Here is a 21,081-nt window from a genome sequence, read left to right as displayed (position 1 = left end):
TGTCTTTCAATGAAACGTACTGTTTCTGTTCTAATCCCAATCGTAGGGTTAGTGGGTCAACATAAACTTATGCCCACAGCCTTTAATCGTTGGTGTTATTTATTTTTTATAATTTTTAATACGCTCCAGCGCATCGCGTGCCTAAACACCAGAGGAGCAAGTAACCATGACGAATAAAAGTGAACGTCGGCCATTAAATTACCCATTGTGTTACCCGGTATACCGAAGAAAAAAAGATAAAATCCTGTTGATGTGCAAACCACTAAGAGCCATTCAATTATCGACCCTGTTTTACGAAGAAAGGCTTTCTTACTGCCACTAATTAAACGACGGTGAGCAAGCCAAAATGGCGCCATGATAACAACAAAAAGGGTGAGTCCAATCAGCATATGGAGAAGCAATGTAATTCGTTCTACTTGCCAACCTACATCCAATCTATCCCATAACAAAAGGCCAGAAATAAACATAAGGTAAAGCATCCCTTCTGCCCATTTATGATGATAAGCCAGATAGAACCACCAGCGGCTAAACACCCCTTTGTCTGAACCCTTTTCTGCAATCTGATGACTCGACATTTTTCTACCTATATACAGTCAGTTTTATTAAATAGTCATTTGGATTAAATGCACCATATTTAATATCACCGAATCGATTTTTGAAACGACAAAAGCAGCGACAAAATATCGCTGCTTAAATCGAATAAACTCGGTTAGCTTTTACTTAACACTGGCCTTATTTGCCATTGTCATTGCCGTACCAAATTTACCACCAGCAGCAATAATCTGTTGAACACCATCTTCATCCGTATCGGTTGAGTTACTGCCCTTAAGTTGGTTTTCTCCAGAATCACCCATCCATTCAGCCAATTGCATTCCGCCATTAATCACGCCTTTAAACCAACTAACATAACGATTGGTTAATGCTGATAGTTCAAGCGCAGGTTCAGATTCGCCTTCTTCATTTTTAAGGTGAAGAATCGCTTCACGCAGACCCGCAGAAATTGCAGCCGCAGTGTATGGCGTATGGATTGTCTCTGTTCCCGGAATCGTTGCCCACGTATTGATTTTTTCATCAAACATGTTCTTTTCAACCGCGAGATAAATTGAGCGAGCCGCTTGCTTATATTTGTCATCTTCTGTCGCAAGGAATGCGGCAACTAAGCCACGAATGGCTGCAAATTGAGAATCCAAAGATTGCTTGCTATCAACGTTCATCTTTTTGTCTAACGTTAAACCGTCGTATACCAATCCATTTTTACCAACCAAGTTCATTAGAATGAAATCGGCTTGCGCTTGGATCATTTCTAGCGCTTTTTTACCTTGTTCAGATTTAAGGTTCAGGTCACCTGACTCTGCCGTCGCATAACCTACAGGTAACGCATCCTTCGCACGCTGGTAAACCGAAAGTGCAACCATAGAATAAGCGGCATCGTAAAGGTCAACGTTGTTGCCCATTTTGCCATTATTGAATTCGGTGACGAACGTGCCTTTGTCTTCATTGAAATGAAGCGCGGCAATGTTTTTAAACAACAAATTCGAGATATTATTTGCCAGTGAGAATGCATCTGTACCGACAACATCATTGTTCGTATTGGTATCTGTATTTTCTTTTGGCGCTGCTGCAAAAGGTGCGCCGTCAAATACGGCATTAAAGGCTGGATTTTGTGCTGTGTTCGCTGTGCGCTGATCCGTATAAGCGAAAAACTCCGCCGTTGGCCACAACATTAACCATGTGTCACGTAACTGAGATGACCCATCACTTACCTTAAGCGATGCAATGGATTTGACTTGATTCTCATTACCTTCATTCACGGCAACCTTATGTGCAAACCAAACAGGGCCATTTTTAGGGTCATAATCAGGGCCAAATTTAATACCTAAATTCTTACCGTCGAACCCTAATTGTGCCTGCATGATTTGAAGTTTATCGATAGACATTTCAGTCAACATCATGCCATTAAAGCCATCGGCTGCTGACACACCTAAACTATGGGCACCATCTTGATCCATCACGGCAGAATCGGCTTCTACTTCTTCGTCGGTTTCAGTTACGTGCATGCCACCAAGGAAATCCTGAGACCACATCACTTCTTTAAGGAAGATACCACCCGTTGCAGCAGGGTTCAGTGTTTTGTCAAATGAGCTTGGATCCCAAGCCAAAGATTTGTAGTCACGGAAATAGGCAGGTACAACAACCTGAACCTTTTTGCTCGTCCCTTTGGCAGTGGTAATTTCAACTTCATCACCGTTGACGGTTGTTGTGTCTGGGGCCTCTGCAAACTCTGGGCTACCAGAAATATAAGGGATAGAAATTGGGTACATATTTTGCGGAACTTCATTCACTGGGAAGCCAACCGCATTGGCCATTTCAATAACGCGCTTACCTAAGTTCTCCATCTTTCCACCACGACTGCGGTTTAGAGGCCCATTAACGATATGAGGACCCATTTGAGATTGATAATTTAATGCGTACATCGCTTCTTCTGAGTATTCATAACTTTCAATACCAGCGGCGAAGTCAAAAGGGGTTGGGTCATCAACAACATTCGGGTCTAAAACATCTAAATCTAAACCAAGAGATTCGGCTAAAGGCTCTCCTGACAATTCAAACTCGGTATAAGCCAAAAAACTCCCTGCGGGTTGATGCGTTACATCTAATATAGTGACTTGAGGGGCTGCAGAAGAAACTGACGTAAATACGGCAGTAGATACAGCTAAACTTAAAATGCTCTTTTTCACTAGAAATCCTTATTTTTCTTGGTTGAGTTATTCATTAACAAATTTAAGATCGAAATGATAGTGAGATTGATTCGCATTTAATATACCACTTTAGGGGTAAATGTATAGTCTCTTTGTTCTAGATCAAACAAAAATGAGTATTATTACCATTTGAAGATGTACGGTCAGCAAGAATATGTAGTAAGGAGGTGTTAAGAAGCTTAATTATGAACCAGTTCAATTATCTGGGAATAAGTGACGTTAACCAATTGCCTTGGCCAAATAAGATGTCATCTCTTTTTCTGGCACCATCCCTCCTCCCGTGGCCCAAACAAGATGTGTGGCATTTGCCATTAGCCGATCATCTAAACCCAAGCGTTTCTGATATTCACTCGCGTTCGTAACAATAATGGGACCTAACATTCCGGCCAATGCGGAAGGTTCAAGTTGAATCCCTTCGCATTGGTTGAGTTGACTCAGAAAGCGAACCATTTTCTGGTCTGAAATGGTGTAGTAGCCATCAAGCAATCGTTCCATTGCTCGACCAACAAACCCAGATGCCCTTCCCACTGCCAAACCATCGGCCACCGTTACATTATCGATGCCAATATCTTGTACACATATTTTATCGTGAAGCCCAGTGTGAACACCAAGCAACATGCATGGAGAATGTGTCGGCTCTGCAAAAACACAATGCACGTGATCACCAAAGGCCATTTTTAGTCCAAAAGCAACGCCTCCAGGACCACCACCGACCCCACAAGGCAAATAGACAAACAGTGGATGATCGTCATCAACGATGATAGCCATTTGGTCAAACTGCGCCTTTACTCGTTCCCCTGCGACAGAATAGCCAAGAAAGAGCGTCTGCGAATTCTCGTCATCGATGAAAAAACAGTTCGGATCTTTTTCGGATTCTTTTCGACCTTGCTCAACCGCTACACCATAATCTTGCTCGTATTCTACAACATTGACACCATGGGATCGGAGCTTACGCTTCTTCCATTCTCGCGCCTCAGCAGACATATGAACCGAGACAGAAAAGCCCAATTTTGCGCTAATAATTCCGATAGATAATCCAAGGTTACCAGTCGAACCCACGGCAATACTGTATTGACCAAAGAAGGTTTTCAACACTTCGCTAGACAGTTTGCTGTAATCGTCTTCTTCAGAGAGCATCCCAGCGTTAATCGCCAGTTTTTCGGCATGAGTTAGCACCTCGTAGATACCCCCACGCGCTTTTATTGACCCAGAAATAGGAAGGTGACTGTCTTTTTTGAGCATCAAGCGACCGAGGATAGGCGTGTTATATAACCGCTCCATTTCCGCTTTCATTTGCGCTATTTCCACCACTTCCGACTCTATTATTCCACCAGAAACCGCAGTTTCAGGAAAGGCATCAGCAATGTATGGCGCAAATCTTTTAAGTCGTTGGCTCGCATGGCATATGTCTTTCTCATCAAGACCAACAAAGGGTAATGCAGCCTCCAAAGTGGTACTGCTAGGATTGAACCAACTGATCTCTTCCAATGCAACCAATCGCTTTAACAGTGGGAATTGACTCTCCAGAGAATGCTTGTCATACGTAACCATGTACTTTCCTTTGAATAAACGACGCTATTTTTTTGATTCTATATTGTTTAGTAACTTGCGTACCAGAAAATCGAGTTGCTCAACGTCTTCCTGTTTAAAGCCATCCAGATAGGTGGTATGTAGATCTTGAAACTGCTCAACCACTTCTTCTATAAGTTGCTCGCCTTCGGTCGTTAACCTCACCATTTTAATTCGCTTATCATGGTCGCTTTCAACCCGAGTAATAAAGGCTTTCTTTTCCAACCTATTCATCACCTTGGTCAACCCACCGGAGCTAAAAAGCATGTACTCACATATCTCGGTTGGCATAAGTTCATACGGGGCAACCTTGTTGCTTCTGCGCAGTGCGGTTAATAGATCGAAATCTGAACTATGAAGGCCGTGACACGCCATTATTGACGCTTTATCAGCGTTAATATGTTCTTCAATACGACGAATTCTTGGGAAAAGTGGATAAAGAGATTGAAAGGCGGTAGGCCAGTTCTCTTTCATCAGGCTGATGAAGTCATCAACGTTTAGTTGTTTGTTCGACATAATGGACCTCAATAATTTCCCAAATAATATCTTTCCAGAAAGATTAATTCAAGTTATTATCTTTCTGGAAAGATAATAACCTCCCCCTTTTTATCGTTATAGACCAAGTTCGGATAGTAATTAAGCCCGGCTAGAAACTAAGAGTAACCGCTATGTCTCAAAAAACGTTTGTCATATTAATGGCAATGATCATCGGAGTATCTCCATTTGCGGTGGATACTTACCTTCCTGCCATGCCTTATATGGCGGAATATTTCAATGTTGGACCCGACAAAATTGCCACCACAATCAGCTACTACATTTTTGGCATGGCGATCGGTCAGTTAATTGGAGGCCCACTCGCTGATCGCTTTGGCAAAAAGCGCATGATAATTTTAGGGCTGTCCATATACTCCATTACCACACTCGTTATTGCTCAAGCAGACACCTTATTGACAGTACAGATTATGAGAATTGTTCAGGCGATAGGTGGCGGATTTTCCGTTGTCTGTGTACCGGCACTCATTCGAGAGAGAGCGTCAGGTAATCAAGCAGCAAAAATGTTCGCACTCGTTACACTTATTTTGGTTGGCGCACCAGCATTAGCGCCAAGTATTGGTGCTCTGATACTTTTGGTAGCGGATTGGCAGATTATTTTCTATGCCCTGTTCGGTTACGGCATGTTGGTTATCTTGCTTACGGTACTAAAACTGCCAAATGACAAAATTGAACATCACCAAACGCTGTCAGTAATAGAAAGATACCGGTTTGTTTTACGCAATAAACCTGCTCTTCGGTATATCGGTGTACAAGGTTTTTCACAGAGCGTAATGATGATATTTATCACCAACGCATCCTTTGTTTATCAACAATATTTCGGTCTTGACGATCAGGTCTTTGCCCTCGTGTTCGCTGCCAATGTTGTGGCAATGGCGTTCATCAATAGGGTGAACAATTATCTACTCTCTACCTATATGGCCAACTTTCTATTGAAATGGGCATTGCGATTCCAATTCTTATTTGTGGCTCTCTTTGTTTTATTGACTTACTTCGACGCCCCTGTCGAGATTCAAGCAATCAGTATCATCTGCATGATTGGCTCGTTGGGTGCATCTATGCCTAACTGTAATGCCATATATATCAGCCATTTTAAAGAACATACCGGATCCGCTTCTGCTCTATTTGGTGCAAACCAGTTCTTTATTTCGTCCATCACAGGCTGGCTAACCACCGTTTTCTATGACGGTAGCCTTTGGCCTGTTGCAGGTATGTTGATGTTTGTGACGATCGCTGCAAACCTAATTATGCCTTCGATTAAACATGAGAGTCCTCTGATTCGTTCCAATCAATAAGCACAAGCTAGGCATTTCTTAAGTATTTTATGCCAGTGTTTTTCTAACCTGAGCAGGACTGTATTGATAGCGCTGATGAAATGCTCGGCTCAACGCCTCTTGGCTACCGTAGCAATATCGTTGAGCCACCACTTTTACTCGGTCTCCTTTCTCTAAGTCTTGCCTTGCAAGTGACAGTCGCCAATCACGCAGGTATTGAGCAGGGGTGTGCCCTACTCGCGCTTTAAAGCGCTGCATAAATTGACTACGGGATAGTCCCGCGGTATCGGCAAGGTCCTCTATCCTCCAGTCAAACTCCGGTTTTTCGTGTATCGCCACAATCGCTTTGCTTATTTGACCATCCGCTAAACCCGCAAGCAGCCCTTTTTCACCGGAATGTTCTTTCATCGCTCTTCTTAGCAAGATAATGATCATTACTTCAAATAACCTTTGTAACGTTGTCGCTCTTCCACAACGCGTCTCATTTACTTCACCTACAATCAACTGAGCAAGGTCTTTTAAATTACTCTCTTCATTTATTGAAAGTGTAATCCGGCTTGGTAAAGCGCGAGCAAGCGGGTTCGCTTCGCCACCTAAATTTATTGACGCGGCAACCATTAGGTCATCTTTCTCAGATATCGAATCAAGTTCGCCTTGTGCAATCGGCCAAAATTCTATCCGAGAAAGCTCACCGCTTTTTGCATCAGCCAGTAGATATAGATTCGCCTGTTCCGGACAACACGCGATTTCAGCTTGGAGTTCAAACCGAGCGATAAGAGCTGAAAGACGATCAAGCCTTGCCATAAACACCTTCTAAATTTATTGATAAAGAATTTGAAAAAAAATCGGACTAATTATCATAATAACCGGACATAATGATGACATTTTTATCGCATTCTAACCATCAGAAACACGAAATAGATTACAGCACACGTTAAATGACACATTAAGGATATGGATACCATGAGCAAAACAATAGATTATTACTTCACCAGTATTTCACCATTTACCTACTTTGGGCATTCACTATTGCTTCAGATAGCAGAAGAGACCAACGCCACTATTCATTTTAAACCTTTCATAATTCGTCAAGTTTTTGCGACAACAGGCACTCTACCAATACATGAACGCCCTAAGTGTAGACAAGCCTATCGTTTGGTAGAGATAGAGCGATGGGCAGCGAAACGACAACTGCCTACAAATTTGCATCCAGCTCATTTCCCAACGGATCCAAGCCTCGCCGACAAGTGCATCATCGCTCTACAAGAGATGGGGATTAATGCTGGGGAGTTTGCTGGTCTAGCGCAAGCGGCATGCTGGTCGCAGGAACAAGATATTGCAGTTGAAGCGGTGTTACACACAATACTGACGGAACTAAAACTTAACGCAGATGCAGTTATCAACCGAGCCAAGACAGAACAGACCCATGCTATCTATGAAACCAACACCACCGAGGCCATCGAACAAGGCGCAATTGGTGCACCAGCCTATTATTATAATGGCGAGCAATTCTGGGGTCAGGATAGATTGGAGCTTCTCAAAGATGCGCTCATCTAAAATCACGGAATAACTGCGCAATACACGTTTTTGTTTAGTATAATATATTCAGTTTATTACTCAGCCGAACAACATCTTTCGGCTGAGCAACATGACCCACTCTTCTTTAGGTTACAACAATGATTGAAATTCCAGACTATTTAAACCCTCAGATTCCAACGGCTTCACGGGGTATTGTTAAAGGCGTACCACTTAAAGAGCAGCTGAACGAGAAAGCTATCGGATTTATGGCTCGAAATATTGAGTTGGTACATTCTGAATTTGATGCGAAAACATTCGCTAAACAGGCCATTGACGGATTGGAAGAACTATCAATCATGGGGCGCGCTAAACACATTGCGACAAGTTTACGCCATACCTTACCAAGCAATTACAGCGACGCAATGGACATAATCGTCGCCAGTATGTTACCCCCTTCCAAGCCAGATGAAACCTTAGGTATCGCCGCTTTTTACTACCTCCCCTTTAGCACCTACATTGCCGACTATGGACTTGACCCAGCGTATAACGACGGAGACGATCCGTTTGATGTGTCGATGCAAGCACAGGTCGAATTAACCAAACGTTTTACGGCTGAGTTTTCGATACGTCCTTTTCTTATCGAGCAACAAGAAAGAACGCTAAACGTGCTTAACAGTTGGTTAAACGACCCAAGTGAAGATGTACGCAGGCTTTGCTCAGAAGGTTCACGCCCTAAATTGCCATGGGGAAAAAACATTCCGAATTTTGTTCAGGATCCGTCGCCCATCATTCCCATTCTGGAATCACTAAAAAACGACTCCAGCCTTTATGTCCAAAGAAGTGTTGCTAACAGCTTAGGCGATATTGCAAAGGACCATCCTGATCTGGTGTTTGAGTTATGCGATGAGTGGCTGAGATCCGCCACTAAAGAATTGAAATGGGTTATTAGGCACGCTGTACGCTATTACGCAAAGAAAGAGCACCCGAAAGCCCTCGATCTAAGGGTAAAAGCGAAGGTTTAATTTGATGGAGTCATGATACCTTGAATAAATTTTTGATATACAAGGCCAACAAAGACAATCGCCACAGCCCCGAGCAAGACTGGGTTAATCAAAAAACTCCAGTTCGGGTGTACGAGCATAATCAGAATAGGATTAGCACCAGCGGGTGGGTGAGTCGTTTTTGTGGCTAACATGGCAAATACACCCATTCCTGTCGCAAGCGCTAGTGCCCAATATTCGGTGCCAACAAAATGGACAAACACCAAGCCAATCACACTCGTAATCAGGTGGCCAAAAATCACATTTTTAGGTTGTGCTAAAGGACTTGTTGGTAGACCAAACACCAACACCGTCGTCGCACCAAATGGGGCCATTAACCATAGGTCTATTCCGTAGTATTCTCGCAAATAAGCTAAGATAAGAATGGCTAACGTTGCGCCAAATCCAGCCGTTAACGCTTGTGTTAAGTTTTTCATGTTCGTCTCTTTTTGGGAATGATTGATCATCTAGATATTGATCGCTATAGAGCCACCTTTTGCTCGCGATACACACGGGCACATCAAGCTCTCTCGCTCCAACACCGTCAAACAGTTGTCTCTATGCTCAACCTCACCCTGACCTATTTTGACGACACAGCTTCGACACTCCCCAGCATTGCAGCTACTAGGGATAGCAATGCCTTCTTTTAGAATTGCTTCTAACAGACTCTCGTTTTCCGACACTTCTACAGTCACGTTTGACTTAACAAGCTCTGCCGTAAATGCGTGCGTATTCGTGGTGGATTGCGCCGAAAATCGTTCATAATGAATACGTCTTATATCTACACCTAGCTTTGTCGCCGTCGCGAGCATTTCATCAACCAATCCTTGTGGGCCACAAACGTAGAACACACTGTTTTTAGGCGCTTGAGTAAGAATTTTTTCACAACTAAGACGCTGTTGAGCCTTCGAGTAATAAAAATGAATTTTACTGTCAAACTCCCTTGATAATCGATCCTGAAAGGCCATTTCACTTCGTCGCTTTCCAGCATAATGAAGCGAAAATTCTCTTCCTTGCTTTGCAAGCTGCTGAGCCATCGACTTAATTGGGGTAATACCGATACCTGCCGCGATCAACACCGTTGGTCTGTTATCCGAATGAAGCTCAAAAAAGTTTTCAGGCAAGCCGCAGTTAAGGTTCAAACCTAAGGTGAACTGTTCGTGAATCGCTTTAGAACCGCCTGTTCCTTCAAGGTCTTGTCTTACCGCGATCTCATAGATATCTCTGCGATTGGGGTTAGAACAGACAGAATAACGACGTGTTATTTGCTCACCACCTTCAAGGACGACGGGGATAGACAAATGCGCGCCAGCCGACACAGCCGGCAGCGGAATATCGTCTCGATGACGCAATTCGAAGGCTCGTATATGTGGTGTTAATTGTCGAATACCAGTAACAACCAAAGGCAGTTCTCCCTCTCCAACGCTATCTGGTTTATCTTTATTATTCTCCATCGACTTTAACCGTTTATTTTCTGCCAAAAGAGGCGTGATCACATCCGACATTTCCAATTCTGTAAATCGAGGGGTGATGTACTTAGGGCAGTTCCAATCAAATGCTTCCACATGGATAACAAAACCGCGCTCTACCGCAGCCGGGTACCCTTCAACTTCCAAACGGACTAAGGTATCCCAGTCGTCATCGGCGACCTGTTCAATCCTACCGCTCAGTTTGAGTCTACGTTGATTCGGATAATCCATGAAAAATAACGACACTCGATTATTTCCACGAAAATTACCCGCACTGACGTATTGCCGGTTACCACTAAAATCGGCAAAACCAAGCTTGTTATTGTCGAGTACGCGCATGAACCCTTGGGGTCCACCGCGATGCTGAACATAAGGCCAACCCGCATCGTTAACACTCGCCATATAGAAGCTATCTCGGCCTTCAATAAATGACGCTTCGACATCGGAAAACAGAAAGTTATAATCCTCGCCGTGTTCCATTGACTCGTAACCAATGCGGCTGCCCATTTCACGTTGTACCTGCTTAACATCATTGGTAAACATCAACTCTGCGTATTTATGTGGCATGTTTTGCCCCTCATTAATTTTATTACACCCGAGCTTTCATGAAAGCTAATCAAGAAAGCTCGAATTTGTATTGAATACCCGCTAGCGTATTAAGCGTTATATAAATCAATCTTTGGAAAATCGATTTCTACTCGGCTCGCCTTACCTAAAATAGTGGTCAATACATTCATACCCACGTGGGTAATAATTTCTACGATTTCCGCATCGCTATACCCTGCATTTCTTACCTGCAATAACTCAGCTGTCGACACTTCGCCATTTTTATCGGCTAATGAACGAGCAAATTTTACGGCTATCGCTGCTTTACTGTCTTCACTGCTCCCTTTTCGATTTTCAAGCATCTCGCTATTAGATAAACCCGCTTTTCGGCCGATAGCCGTATGCGCAGATACACAATACTGACAAGCATTTTGCTCCGCTAACCCAAGGGCTATTCTTTCACGAGTTTGTGCATCTAGACTGCCATCACCTGCGATAGTATGTAGCCCGAGAAACGCCTTTAATGCTGCCGGTGAATTAGCAAATACTTTTAGGAAATTAGGAATGGCACCCAGTTGGTCTTGTATAGCGGAGTAAAGTTCTTTTTGTTCGATATTTGCTTGATTTTCTGACACTAGATTGATGCGGCTCATGTGATTTCCTTTTAATTTGAATAGTGACACTCAACCAATATTTTTATGTTTGAGTGTTATTTAGTGAGGCCTACCTCACTCGACGTAAACAGTTTGCCAAAAATCGTTTGAGTAAAGAATATCTATAATGCACAATTGATTATTCCACTAAATGGAATAATAGGGCGACGATATGGACCAACTACACCTCATGCGAGTTTATGTAGCGGTAGCAGAAAATGAAGGTTTTGCTGCGGCAGCACGGGTTTTGAATATGTCTCCACCAGCAGTAACCAGAGCCATCTCTTCTTTGGAGGAACACTTGGGGATAAAACTGCTCGCCCGTACTACTCGCTATGTACGAGCAACGGATGTCGGTCTACGTTATTTAGAGGACGTTCGTCGGATTTTGCAAGACGTTGAACTTGCCAATGAAGCGGCGATTGGCATCAACTCTGAGCCTAAAGGCGATTTGAGTATTACCGCACCCGTAATGTTTGGTCAAAAGCATGTAATGCCAGTGGTGGTGGAATATTTAAACCGTTTTCCTGAAGCCAATGTTAACGCGGCTTTTTTGGATAGGACCGTAAACCTACTAGAAGAAGGGTTCGATGTGGGTATTCGTATTGGAGAATTAGCAGACTCAAGTATGAGGGCACGAAAGATAGGGGAGGTTGATTTAATACTCGTGGCCTCGCCCGACTATTTAGCGAAAACTGGTCGCCCTGTAACGCCAAAAGACTTGAAGCATCACACGATTATCAGTTCTTCTTCAAACAACTTCTCTCGTGACTGGTTGTTTACGTATAACGGTGAAAAAACCAAGCTTCATGTTCAGCCTCGGCTTACCGTGACGACTAATCAGTCCGCTATAGAAGCGGCGAAGGCTGGGCTTGGCATTACCCGAGCCGTTTCCTATCAAGTCGTCGAGGAGCGCAAAGATAATCGTCTTGTCACGGTATTAGAGCCATACCAACCGGCCCCATTACCCATACACATTATCCATCGAGAAAGTCGATTTTCATCGTCGAAAGTGAGGAGTTTTATCGACCTTATGGCTGAACGATTTGGTGCAGATTAAGGTCGATATTGTCATCAGGCTAAAGAACCGACTTAACCAGCTGCTGCTCGACAAGCGCTTTCCAATAACTCACACCCTTGATTAAAATATTGTCATTGATGGTTTTGTGGTCTATAGACTCATCAAAGCACGATATAGGCATGGTGTCCGTTAAATTTGCATAGGTATTTAAGAAAAAATACAACGCGGGGTTATTGAACCTTGTCGCTTAGGTTATGCTAGTGCGAGAATTCAAGGAAGAATAGGAGCGCGTTTTTGAACAATACTCGAGGCAGTATCTTTATGGTTCTCGCCATGGCAGCGTTTTCCATTGAGGACATGCTGATAAAAGCCGCTGCAAGTACCACTAACGTCGGGTTAATATTGGCGTTATTTGGATTAGGCGGAACGTTGATTTTCGCGTTATTAACCAAAAAGAAGGGAGAAGTCATTTTTCACCCTGCCATTCTTTCCCGCCCGATTATTATTCGTGCCTTTTGTGAAGTCTCTGGCCGACTTTCTTTCGCCTTAGCGATTACGTTAACCACACTCTCGAGCGCTTCGGCTATATTACAAGCGACGCCTTTAATCGCTATGCTAGGTGCCGCATTTTTCTTTGGCGAAAAAATTGGACTGAAACGATGGATGGCTGTTTTAGTCGGTTTGGTTGGCGTGTTAATGATTATTCGACCTGGCCTCGAAGGGTTCGAAACTGCCTCTATTTTTGCTGTTGTGGCAACGGTAGGGTTTGCGGGCCGAGACCTCGCCACACGTGCTGCACCAGCCACTTTGTCCAATACGCAATTAGGCATCTACGGATTTTTTGTCATGATTCCAACAGGGTTAGCCATGTTTGTTTATAGTGGCGATCCACTGCAGATGGATCTTATTACTGGGCTCAAAATAGTCGGTGCAATCTTATTTGGTGTTGGCGCTTATAATGCGTTAACCATCGCGATGCGCACTGGTGACGTCTCGGTCGTCGCGCCTTTTCGATATAGTCGATTACTTTTCGCATTAATCTTTGGTGTATTTGTATTCGGTGAAACACCCGATACAACAACGCTATTAGGTAGCCTACTTATCGTCAGTTCTGGTGGTTATACCTTAATTCAGAGCCATCGAGCTAAGAGATTAATAATGCCTTAAACCCTTTTCAGGTTCTCAATCTTAATTGACAAGGTAGAACATTCATTCTACCCTGCATAAGTAGAATGAATGTTCTACCTTGTCAATATTATACTCAGAGAGCCACATGACGAAAGATCAAATTGCCGCAAGCCTAGAAGAGGCTTTCAGTCGACATGGTTTTGCCGAGCCAAGTGTCGCGCAGTTAAAAACAGCCTGTAACGTGAGCTTACGTACGCTTTACCGATATTACCCATCAAAAGAAGCCATGATTGTGGGCGCACTCGAATATCGCCACCAGCGGTATCTAACGATCTTAACCGACAACTTACCCACAGATAGCACCGAATCTATTCTCTGTATCTTCGACAAGCTTGAACAATGGATGATAAAAAGCGCCCCTAATGGTTGTCTATCGATGAATGCCATTGCGGCTTTCCCGGATAACTCGCTAATCAATCAAGCAGTGAAAAAATACAAGCTCGATGTCCAACATATTTTTGTTCACCAAAGTGAAAGAGCAGAGCTAGCCACCGTCCTCTATTTACTCCATGAAGGTGTTTCAAGCGCATGGCCACTAATAGGACGTGATGCAATTACCGCCGCAAAAAACGCCGCCGTCCACATTCTAAAATAGCCGATAAAAATTGATTAAAGCCAACGTAAATTTAAATAGAGGTAATCATTAATGACAAAAATTCCAAAACAAATGAAAGGCATTCAACTTGTTGGCTACGGAGATTCTGAAATGCTTCAATGTCGTGACGACATTGCCGTTCCGACTCCATCGGACAATGAGGTTCTTATTCGTGTTTCTGCTGCGGGTGTAAATAATACCGACATCAACACTCGTATTGGTTGGTATGCTAAAAGTGAAACTCTAGACAATAAAGCCAGTTGGTCTGGTAGCGCGTTGTCATTCCCTCGAATCCAAGGTGCGGATGTATGCGGTAAAATAGTCGCCGTTGGGGAGAATGTTAATACGAAACGAATCGGTGAACGTGTTCTTATAGAGCCATGTCTTAATGAAGTAAAAGGTCAGACTCGTGTCCCACCATGGTATTTGGGCTCTGAATGTGATGGTGGTTTCGCTGAATATATTGTTGTTTCCGCAAAACACGCATACCGCGTAGAGACGCCATTAACAGACACCGAGCTTGCTTCATTCCCCTGTTCCTATTCAACCGCTGAAAATATGCTTACGCGCGCCAACGTCAATCAGGCTGATACTGTCTTGATCTCTGGTGCTTCTGGTGGCGTAGGTTCTGCAGCGATTCAATTAGCTAAAGCTCGTGGTGCTTACGTTATTGCCATGACAAGCCCAAATAAAAATCAGCAACTGCTCGATATTGGAGTAGACCAAGTGATTGCGCGTAATGCCGATTTAATGACGATTCTCGGTGAGAACAGTGTTGATGTCGTAATCGATTTGGTCGCGGGTGAACAGTGGCCGCAATACTTAGAGATATTACGCTCAGGTGGACGTTACGCTGTTTCAGGTGCTATTGCGGGAGCCCATGTCAATCTTGACGTGAGAACCTTATATTTAAAAGATTTGAGTTTCTTTGGTTGTACGGTTTTGGCCCCTCATGTATTCCAAAATCTAATTAATCAAATTGAGCTAGGGAATATTGTTCCTCTTGTTGCAAAAACATATCCGCTTATCGATATAAATACCGCTCAAGTAGAGTTCTTAAAAAAAGAGCACGTTGGAAAGATAGTGCTGACCATCTCAGATGAATAAAAACCGCTAAAACTAATTCCTCGGAGTCCTTCTCACAGCACCGTTTTGGGTGTATTATTATTTTATATGAACAGTCGTTCAATTAAATAAGTACGCGATTTATAGCTATCTAGAGCTAACCATCCAAAAACGGTGTAAAGGTAAGAAGATGAAAAAGAAAATAAAGCTAGATATTGTCTCAGACGTCGTATGCCCTTGGTGCATTGTAGGTTATAAACACCTAAAGGCCGCGATCGATGAATTAGGTATGCAAGATCAAGTAGAGATCGAGTGGCAACCTTTCGAACTCAATCCAGATATGCCGGCAGAAGGCGAAGGCCTAAGAGAGCATATCGCAAGAAAATACGGTTCATCAGCAGAAGATAGTGCACGCGCGCGCGAAAACATCACTATGCAAGGTGCCGCACACGGCTTTGAGTTCAAGTATTTTGATGACATGAAGATGGTTAATACTTTTGAAGCGCATATCTTACTTGAGTACGCCAAAGAAATGGGCAAGCAAACCGAGCTAAAATTACGCCTTTTCAGCGCTTTTTTTACCGAGCAAAAAGACGTATCAAATAGAAGAGTTCTCATTAAAGAGCTTAACAGCATTGGGCTTAACGGAACTGAAGCCATCCGTCGTTTGGATGACAAAAAACATCGTGATGAAGTCCGGACAGTTGAAAATTACTGGACTCAACTTGGTGTTACTAGCGTACCAACCGTTGTATTCAATCGAACCAGCGCCCTCAATGGTGCCCATCCAGTAGAAACGTTTAAACGGGTATTGACGGAACTTGCTCAAGAGTAATGGAGACCTGTTTCCTGTAAATTGGAATGGTGACATTCATTAAAAGAAATTCTTGACTTAAAGTTAGCTTTAACTATTAGACTCCCAATATAAGTAGAGTGAACGGTGGCTTTGACATTCGAAATGGCTGTTATATTTCACTCAATCCAACCTCACTAAAGAATAAATAATTACGCGAGTTTTTACATGAAGCAGTACCAAAGAAAAGAATTACCTTTCAATGAATTCATCATAATGATGGCATTAATGATGTCTATTGTTGCTTTATCTATTGACGCGATATTACCCGCACTACACGTTATTGCGGTTGAATTACATTCACCTAGCCCAAAAGACGCTCAACATTTCATCGTCGCCGTTTTCGTCGGTTTAGCTTTAGGCCAACTCTTGTTTGGGCCGCTTTCCGATTCAATAGGTAGGCGTCTTTCTATTGTCGCTGGGTATAGCGTATTCATTGTCGGGAGTATAATGGCAATGACCGCTACCGATCATGACATGATGGTTTTTAGTCGTTTCTTACAAGGGTTCGGTATTGCGGCTCCAAGGGTTATCTCTGTTGCCATTATTCGAGATCTCTATCAAGGGCGTGCAATGGCCAGAGTCATGTCATTTATTATGATGATTTTTGTTCTTGTCCCTATGCTTGCCCCCCTGTTTGGTCAGTTAATTTTAACGTTGGCAAACTGGCAAAGTATCTTCTTCGCTATTCTTGTTGTGGGTCTAATCTCACTCAGTTGGTATCTAATTCGACAAGAGGAAACGCTAAAAGCAGAAAATAGAGCTAAGTTCTCTGCGTCAACTATGTTGACCGCTGTGGGTTCAATTCTTAAAAATCGTAAATCCATTGGCTATACTATTTCGGCGGGCATCATTTCGGGTCCATTTGTATTTTATTTGAGTTCTGCTTCCCAGCTATTTACCGAGACATACCAATTAGGTCATTGGTTTCCACTCTATTTTGCTGGGCTAACGCTTGCCTTTGGGGTCTCATCTTACATCAATGGCAAAAACGTCATGAAATATGGAATGCGCTATATTGTTCGTATTGCACTTATTGCTATAAGCTTGATTGCCGCTCTATTTGTTATTGTTACCATCAATTTTGGTGGATACCCACCGTTAGTCTTGACCACCCTTTACATGCTGGGTACATTTTTTAGCCTCGCGATGATATTTGGTAATATCAACGCCCTTGCCATGGAGCCTTTGGGTGAGTCAGCGGGATTAGGTTCGGCAATTGTTGGTTCGGTATCCACCATTATTTCCGCTTTGCTCGCATTTGCAATTGGCGCCTTTTTTGATGGTTCAGTATTTCCACTCGTGATCAGTTTCGGTTTAGCTGGGCTAAGTACGTTGATCCTTACTTGGTGGATAGATACGGATAAAGACATGGCGATGGAGGATATTCCATCGGCTTAAGTAACAATGCAGGTATACCTACCTTGTTACTTAATTCGGACGTAGCTCAAAAACATATCAATACAGCTTTTCAACTACGTCGATGGCGGGGTTTTGCTCGCAGACCACTCATTTTTAGTCACTCGTGTCTATTTACTTAAAGGCTGCTCACTTTGAGATTGAGCTTCTAACACTTTGCTTGCCTTGGGAGCACAACGTAACCCCATAGCATTGCCAGAATCTAGCATATACATAAGGCACGAGTAGTTCGTATTTGAACGCGGTGTAAACTCATAGATCTCCGAGTTTGCAGCCCAAGTATCTAGTTCGTAAGCAAAGTCCGCTGGTAGTAACTTGTCTAATTTTCCTTGCGGCCCTTTAGGAATACAAGAAAGCCCCATATCTTTTCCTGAATCCAGCATAAGCATAATGCAAGCTTGCTCTGGATTCGCTTTCATAGTGAATTCATATATCTCAGAGTTTTCCTGCCACGTATCCAACTCATAGGCATAATCTGGCCTCTGATCAGGTAGGTTATTCGTCTCGCTGAAACAACCGGCTAGCACCAGCGGAGAACTCACCGTCAAAATGAGCTTTAAGCAATAATTCATGGATTATCCTTTGTACAAAATCAGGTGGTAATTTAATAAGCTCACTACTCAGTAACGATGGTAGCTTCTTCAATAATCAGGTCATACTTATAACCGTAACCAAAGTCTTTATTCAGTGTAAGTGTGCCTGTAATCGTCACGATATCACCTACACGGGCAGAATCTGCCGTCGTGATGGTGAGGTCATTCAGGCCCGTTACTGAATCACTCGTACCATCTTGAATATGTAACCAGTTCTTTTTCATTATCTGAGGGCTAAATTTTACCACTTTACCTCGTAACACAACGGTTTTTCCAGACAGGGCTTCTTTCTGAGCCACGATGTCTGCAACGGTCTTACCACCTTCTGCTGGCGTTATTTTGTCTATAGCGGCGCCCGACTGCGCCGCCTTACCCGATGCAGCGACTGGTGCGCTATTGCCATTGTGGATGGCATTAACAAAGTAGATAACGTCGAAATCACGATCGAGGCTTTTGCTGTGAAACTGAGTCATGCCAATGCCTTCTTCGTTGAACGACACAACATCACCCACATTTATCTGAGCGCTAGGGCCTGCAAACCATCTCTGCTCTGACTCTAGTTCCACTAGCACATAGGCGTAGCCACCTGAATTCATTGCTTCTAACACTTTTCCTGAAAGGTTCATGTTCTCAGAGGCGAATGCTCTAGGTAGGAGTGCGACAAACATAATAACAACAAGATTAACAAATTTTTTCAATTTCCCAGTCCTTTAAAGATAACTTGGCCGCGACTATTCATATTGAGCAGTACTTCGCTCGGAACAGTGCGGCCTTTTGACATAAATACGATTAACGAACAGATTATATCAATTTCAGTACCTTCGTGTCGTTAACCACGTCGCCATGTATGATATTTCTCTAATAAACGAAGAATAGTTTGCGGTGCGTGATCCCGTTTCCACTCACCTGCCGCATATTTGTTCGCTTCTGCCCATGTTGGATAGCTATGAATTGTACCCAGTATCTTATTCAAACCAAGGCCATGTTTCATGGCTAAAACAAACTCTGCAATCAAATCACCCGCGTGCTCAGATACAATGGTCACACCTAATATTTTGTCTTTGCCCTTTGGTGTTATCACTTTAATGAAGCCGTCGGTTGCACTCTCTGTAATAGCCCTATCAAGCTCTTTAAACTCGAATCGAGTTACCTCATAGTCAATTCCTTTCTCTTGCGCTTCGTACTCATTGATACCCACTCTTGCAACTTCTGGATCGATGAAGGTTGTCCAAGGGATCACTCGATAATCTACTTTGAATTTCTTGAACTGCCCAAACAGCGCATTAACGGCGGCATACCAACCTTGGTGAGCAGCAACATGTGTAAATTGATACGGGCCAACAATGTCGCCTGCTGCGAAGATGTTTGGATGAAGCGTTTCCAAGTATTCATTCGTTACGATCGTTCGGTTGGTTTCAATACCCAGCTCTTCAAGCCCATAACCATCGAGACGAGCACTACGCCCTACGGCACAAAGAAGTTGGTCATATTCAATCTCAATTTCTTGTTCTTGATGCTTAACCACAATGAATTTCTTATCGCCTTTCTGTTCACACCGAAGTGCCTGATGAGAGGTAAGTATATTCACACCACTTTTTTGCAGTGCTTTGGTCGCAAACTCTGAAACCTCAAGATCTTCTCGAATCATGATTCGGTCGGCCATCTCAATCTGCGTCACGTTTGATCCTAATCTTGAAAAAGACTGCGCCAATTCAGAACCAATAGGACCGCCACCTAACACGACCAGTTTTTCTGGTGCGGTATCGAGTTTCGCAAACTCAGTCCATAGCGTATCGCTGGTTACATAACCGGTTTCTTCAATGCCAGGTAGTGGTGGAACAAATGGGCGTGCACCTGTTGCTATAACAATGCTACGAGCGGTCAGCTTAGTCGATGACCCGTCTTCATAGGCGATTTCCACAGTCCACGGGTCTAGTAATCTTCCGTAAGCTTTTATAACTTCAACACCAAGGCTAGTATAGCGTTCCACACTGTCATGAGGCGCAACTTCTGCGATAACATCATGAACACGTTGCATCACTTTTTTAAAAGAAAATTGAGGAACCGAATCTTCTAAACCGTAATGATGGGCATTTTTTATATGATTCGCCATTTTGGCACTTTTAATAATAGCTTTGCTCGGTACACAACCGTAATTCAGGCAGTCCCCGCCCATTTCTCCGGCTTCTATCAAGGTTACTTTAGCTTTTACTGCTGCCGCGATATAGCTGGTCACCAACCCACCTGCACCAGCACCAATAACAATCAAGTTGCGGTCAAATTTCTTTGGTTTTGTCCAATTTTTGCTTACTGCATCTTTTTTCATTTTATTAATTACCATTTTTGCAATGAATGGAATAAGGCCCAACAGTGAAAACGACAACATCAGCTTCAAGGAAAGGACGCTAGAGACACTATCTATCTGAGCGAGTTGTGTTCCTGCATTTACATAAGCGGCGGTCACAGGAATCATTCCTAACGCGCTTACCCAATAAAACGTCCACGCTCTCAGTGCTGTCACACTCATCAATATATTTACAATAAAGTAAGGAAATATAGGGATTAACCGTAACGAAAATAAATAAACGGCACCTTCTTTTTTTATCCCTTGGTTTATCGTGGCTAATTGTTCTGGAAAACGGTTTTTGATAAATTCTCGAAGTAAATAACGAGAGATCAAGAAAGCAAAAAGCGCTCCAATACTTGACGCTATTACTGCTATACCAACTCCCTCGACTAATCCAAACAGCGCACCTGATGTCAGTGTCAACAGCCCGGAACCAGGTAAAGAGAGTGTAGCAACCGAAACATACAACAGTATAAATCCACCTATAACCAAAACAGGTGACTTTGTTCTCCACTGCCTAAATTTAGTAATCGACCCTTTTAATTCATCGAGCGTTACTAAAGATTGCATGTCAAAATAAATCGCTAAACAGAGCAATATTGCTAATGCCAATAGCATCT

Annotated in this window: 20 protein-coding genes and 1 pseudogene; 9 read left to right on the top strand and 12 right to left on the bottom strand. The window is 43.1% G+C overall.

What is annotated here, in order from left to right:
* Window positions 1-95: 95 nt before the first annotated feature.
* The 4 genes from AACW90_RS09605 to AACW90_RS09590 form a co-directional block, all read right to left on the bottom strand.
* A complete protein-coding gene (locus tag AACW90_RS09605; RefSeq protein ID WP_390233630.1) occupies window positions 96-575 on the bottom strand; it encodes a hypothetical protein in 480 nt (159 codons plus the stop codon).
* 141 nt (window positions 576-716) lie between these two features.
* Window positions 717-2,738, bottom strand: a complete 2,022-nt coding sequence (locus tag AACW90_RS09600; RefSeq protein ID WP_390233628.1) for a hypothetical protein — start codon at window positions 2,736-2,738, stop codon at window positions 717-719.
* A gap of 240 nt (window positions 2,739-2,978) precedes the next feature.
* Window positions 2,979-4,310 (bottom strand): D-serine ammonia-lyase, encoded by a 1,332-nt coding sequence (gene dsdA, locus AACW90_RS09595; RefSeq protein WP_390233626.1) that lies wholly within the window; start codon window positions 4,308-4,310, stop codon window positions 2,979-2,981.
* A gap of 24 nt (window positions 4,311-4,334) precedes the next feature.
* Window positions 4,335-4,844, bottom strand: coding sequence for a MarR family winged helix-turn-helix transcriptional regulator (locus tag AACW90_RS09590; protein ID WP_390233625.1), 510 nt, complete (start codon window positions 4,842-4,844; stop codon window positions 4,335-4,337).
* Between the two features lie 152 nt (window positions 4,845-4,996).
* Here AACW90_RS09590 and AACW90_RS09585 point away from each other — a divergent pair, with 152 nt between their 5' ends.
* Complete coding sequence (locus tag AACW90_RS09585) at window positions 4,997-6,175, top strand: multidrug effflux MFS transporter (RefSeq protein WP_390233623.1); 1,179 nt, start codon at window positions 4,997-4,999, stop codon at window positions 6,173-6,175.
* Between the two features lie 27 nt (window positions 6,176-6,202).
* On the opposite strand, the gene AACW90_RS09580 is transcribed toward AACW90_RS09585, so the two are convergent.
* Window positions 6,203-6,958, bottom strand: coding sequence for an AraC family transcriptional regulator (locus tag AACW90_RS09580; protein WP_390233620.1), 756 nt, complete (start codon window positions 6,956-6,958; stop codon window positions 6,203-6,205).
* A 159-nt stretch (window positions 6,959-7,117) separates the two neighbouring features.
* Between AACW90_RS09580 and AACW90_RS09575 the strand changes: the two genes are divergently transcribed.
* Together AACW90_RS09575 and AACW90_RS09570 are read left to right on the top strand one after the other, a co-directional pair.
* On the top strand, window positions 7,118-7,711 hold the full coding sequence (locus AACW90_RS09575; RefSeq protein ID WP_390233618.1) for a 2-hydroxychromene-2-carboxylate isomerase: 594 nt from the start codon (window positions 7,118-7,120) through the stop codon (window positions 7,709-7,711).
* 119 nt (window positions 7,712-7,830) lie between these two features.
* Window positions 7,831-8,694 (top strand): hypothetical protein, encoded by an 864-nt coding sequence (locus tag AACW90_RS09570; RefSeq protein ID WP_390233617.1) that lies wholly within the window; start codon window positions 7,831-7,833, stop codon window positions 8,692-8,694.
* Here the strand turns inward: AACW90_RS09570 and AACW90_RS09565 are convergent.
* The 3 genes from AACW90_RS09565 to AACW90_RS09555 form a co-directional block, all read right to left on the bottom strand.
* Complete coding sequence (locus AACW90_RS09565) at window positions 8,691-9,149, bottom strand: HPP family protein (protein WP_390233614.1); 459 nt, start codon at window positions 9,147-9,149, stop codon at window positions 8,691-8,693. The genes AACW90_RS09570 and AACW90_RS09565 overlap by 4 nt on opposite strands.
* A 30-nt stretch (window positions 9,150-9,179) precedes the next feature.
* Complete coding sequence (locus AACW90_RS09560) at window positions 9,180-10,748, bottom strand: 2Fe-2S iron-sulfur cluster-binding protein (protein WP_390233611.1); 1,569 nt, start codon at window positions 10,746-10,748, stop codon at window positions 9,180-9,182.
* Between the two features lie 89 nt (window positions 10,749-10,837).
* Entirely contained in the window at window positions 10,838-11,380 is a 543-nt protein-coding gene (locus tag AACW90_RS09555) for a carboxymuconolactone decarboxylase family protein (RefSeq protein WP_390233609.1), read from the bottom strand.
* A 172-nt stretch (window positions 11,381-11,552) separates the two neighbouring features.
* Here AACW90_RS09555 and AACW90_RS09550 point away from each other — a divergent pair, with 172 nt between their 5' ends.
* The 6 genes from AACW90_RS09550 to AACW90_RS09525 all read left to right on the top strand — a co-directional run bounded on the left by AACW90_RS09550 (window position 11,553) and on the right by AACW90_RS09525 (window position 17,503).
* On the top strand, window positions 11,553-12,440 hold the full coding sequence (locus AACW90_RS09550; RefSeq protein ID WP_390233607.1) for a LysR family transcriptional regulator: 888 nt from the start codon (window positions 11,553-11,555) through the stop codon (window positions 12,438-12,440).
* A gap of 255 nt (window positions 12,441-12,695) precedes the next feature.
* Window positions 12,696-13,568, top strand: coding sequence for a DMT family transporter (locus AACW90_RS09545; RefSeq protein WP_390233605.1), 873 nt, complete (start codon window positions 12,696-12,698; stop codon window positions 13,566-13,568).
* 106 nt (window positions 13,569-13,674) lie between these two features.
* The gene (locus AACW90_RS09540; RefSeq protein ID WP_390233602.1) at window positions 13,675-14,184 is read left to right on the top strand and encodes a TetR/AcrR family transcriptional regulator; all 510 of its coding nucleotides are present in this window, start codon (window positions 13,675-13,677) and stop codon (window positions 14,182-14,184) included.
* 51 nt (window positions 14,185-14,235) lie between these two features.
* Window positions 14,236-15,291: an alcohol dehydrogenase family protein gene (locus AACW90_RS09535; protein WP_390233600.1), complete on the top strand. Its 1,056-nt coding sequence runs from the start codon at window positions 14,236-14,238 to the stop codon at window positions 15,289-15,291.
* 148 nt (window positions 15,292-15,439) lie between these two features.
* On the top strand, window positions 15,440-16,084 hold the full coding sequence (locus tag AACW90_RS09530; protein WP_390233597.1) for a DsbA family oxidoreductase: 645 nt from the start codon (window positions 15,440-15,442) through the stop codon (window positions 16,082-16,084).
* A gap of 186 nt (window positions 16,085-16,270) precedes the next feature.
* Window positions 16,271-17,503 (top strand): multidrug effflux MFS transporter, encoded by a 1,233-nt coding sequence (locus tag AACW90_RS09525; RefSeq protein ID WP_390233595.1) that lies wholly within the window; start codon window positions 16,271-16,273, stop codon window positions 17,501-17,503.
* 128 nt (window positions 17,504-17,631) lie between these two features.
* Here AACW90_RS09525 and AACW90_RS09520 read toward each other — a convergent pair whose 3' ends face one another.
* The 4 genes and pseudogenes from AACW90_RS09520 to AACW90_RS09505 form a co-directional block, all read right to left on the bottom strand.
* Window positions 17,632-18,093, bottom strand: a complete 462-nt coding sequence (locus AACW90_RS09520) for a hypothetical protein (protein ID WP_390233593.1) — start codon at window positions 18,091-18,093, stop codon at window positions 17,632-17,634.
* A gap of 44 nt (window positions 18,094-18,137) precedes the next feature.
* Complete coding sequence (locus tag AACW90_RS09515) at window positions 18,138-18,812, bottom strand: hypothetical protein (protein WP_390233592.1); 675 nt, start codon at window positions 18,810-18,812, stop codon at window positions 18,138-18,140.
* Window positions 18,813-18,943: 131 nt separating this feature from the next.
* Entirely contained in the window at window positions 18,944-20,440 is a 1,497-nt protein-coding gene (locus tag AACW90_RS09510; protein ID WP_390234315.1) for a dihydrolipoyl dehydrogenase family protein, read from the bottom strand.
* Window positions 20,441-20,560: 120 nt separating this feature from the next.
* A pseudogene (locus AACW90_RS09505) lies at window positions 20,561-21,031 on the bottom strand (TVP38/TMEM64 family protein); the annotation flags it as partial.
* Window positions 21,032-21,081 lie beyond the last annotated feature (50 nt).

This window comes from Vibrio frigidus, from assembly GCF_042465995.1.
In the GTDB taxonomy this organism is placed as follows: Bacteria; Pseudomonadota; Gammaproteobacteria; order Enterobacterales; family Vibrionaceae; genus Vibrio.
Note: the sequence above shows the minus strand (reverse complement) of the source record. Positions and strands in the feature narration are given on the sequence as shown.

What these genes read in the sequence shown, in the direction of transcription:
- dsdA (WP_390233626.1), bottom strand. Translation starts at nt 4,310, where the DNA reads ATGGTTACGTATGACAAGCATTCTCTGGAGAGTCAATTCCCACTGTTA.
- AACW90_RS09575 (WP_390233618.1), top strand. Translation starts at nt 7,118, where the DNA reads ATGAGCAAAACAATAGATTATTACTTCACCAGTATTTCACCATTTACC.
- AACW90_RS09540 (WP_390233602.1), top strand. Translation starts at nt 13,675, where the DNA reads ATGACGAAAGATCAAATTGCCGCAAGCCTAGAAGAGGCTTTCAGTCGA.
- AACW90_RS09585 (WP_390233623.1), top strand. Translation starts at nt 4,997, where the DNA reads ATGTCTCAAAAAACGTTTGTCATATTAATGGCAATGATCATCGGAGTA.
- AACW90_RS09590 (WP_390233625.1), bottom strand. Translation starts at nt 4,844, where the DNA reads ATGTCGAACAAACAACTAAACGTTGATGACTTCATCAGCCTGATGAAA.
- AACW90_RS09530 (WP_390233597.1), top strand. Translation starts at nt 15,440, where the DNA reads ATGAAAAAGAAAATAAAGCTAGATATTGTCTCAGACGTCGTATGCCCT.
- AACW90_RS09570 (WP_390233617.1), top strand. Translation starts at nt 7,831, where the DNA reads ATGATTGAAATTCCAGACTATTTAAACCCTCAGATTCCAACGGCTTCA.
- AACW90_RS09525 (WP_390233595.1), top strand. Translation starts at nt 16,271, where the DNA reads ATGAAGCAGTACCAAAGAAAAGAATTACCTTTCAATGAATTCATCATA.
- AACW90_RS09565 (WP_390233614.1), bottom strand. Translation starts at nt 9,149, where the DNA reads ATGAAAAACTTAACACAAGCGTTAACGGCTGGATTTGGCGCAACGTTA.
- AACW90_RS09535 (WP_390233600.1), top strand. Translation starts at nt 14,236, where the DNA reads ATGACAAAAATTCCAAAACAAATGAAAGGCATTCAACTTGTTGGCTAC.
- AACW90_RS09520 (WP_390233593.1), bottom strand. Translation starts at nt 18,093, where the DNA reads ATGAATTATTGCTTAAAGCTCATTTTGACGGTGAGTTCTCCGCTGGTG.
- AACW90_RS09560 (WP_390233611.1), bottom strand. Translation starts at nt 10,748, where the DNA reads ATGCCACATAAATACGCAGAGTTGATGTTTACCAATGATGTTAAGCAG.
- AACW90_RS09550 (WP_390233607.1), top strand. Translation starts at nt 11,553, where the DNA reads ATGGACCAACTACACCTCATGCGAGTTTATGTAGCGGTAGCAGAAAAT.
- AACW90_RS09510 (WP_390234315.1), bottom strand. Translation starts at nt 20,440, where the DNA reads ATGAAAAAAGATGCAGTAAGCAAAAATTGGACAAAACCAAAGAAATTT.
- AACW90_RS09580 (WP_390233620.1), bottom strand. Translation starts at nt 6,958, where the DNA reads ATGGCAAGGCTTGATCGTCTTTCAGCTCTTATCGCTCGGTTTGAACTC.
- AACW90_RS09555 (WP_390233609.1), bottom strand. Translation starts at nt 11,380, where the DNA reads ATGAGCCGCATCAATCTAGTGTCAGAAAATCAAGCAAATATCGAACAA.
- AACW90_RS09605 (WP_390233630.1), bottom strand. Translation starts at nt 575, where the DNA reads ATGTCGAGTCATCAGATTGCAGAAAAGGGTTCAGACAAAGGGGTGTTT.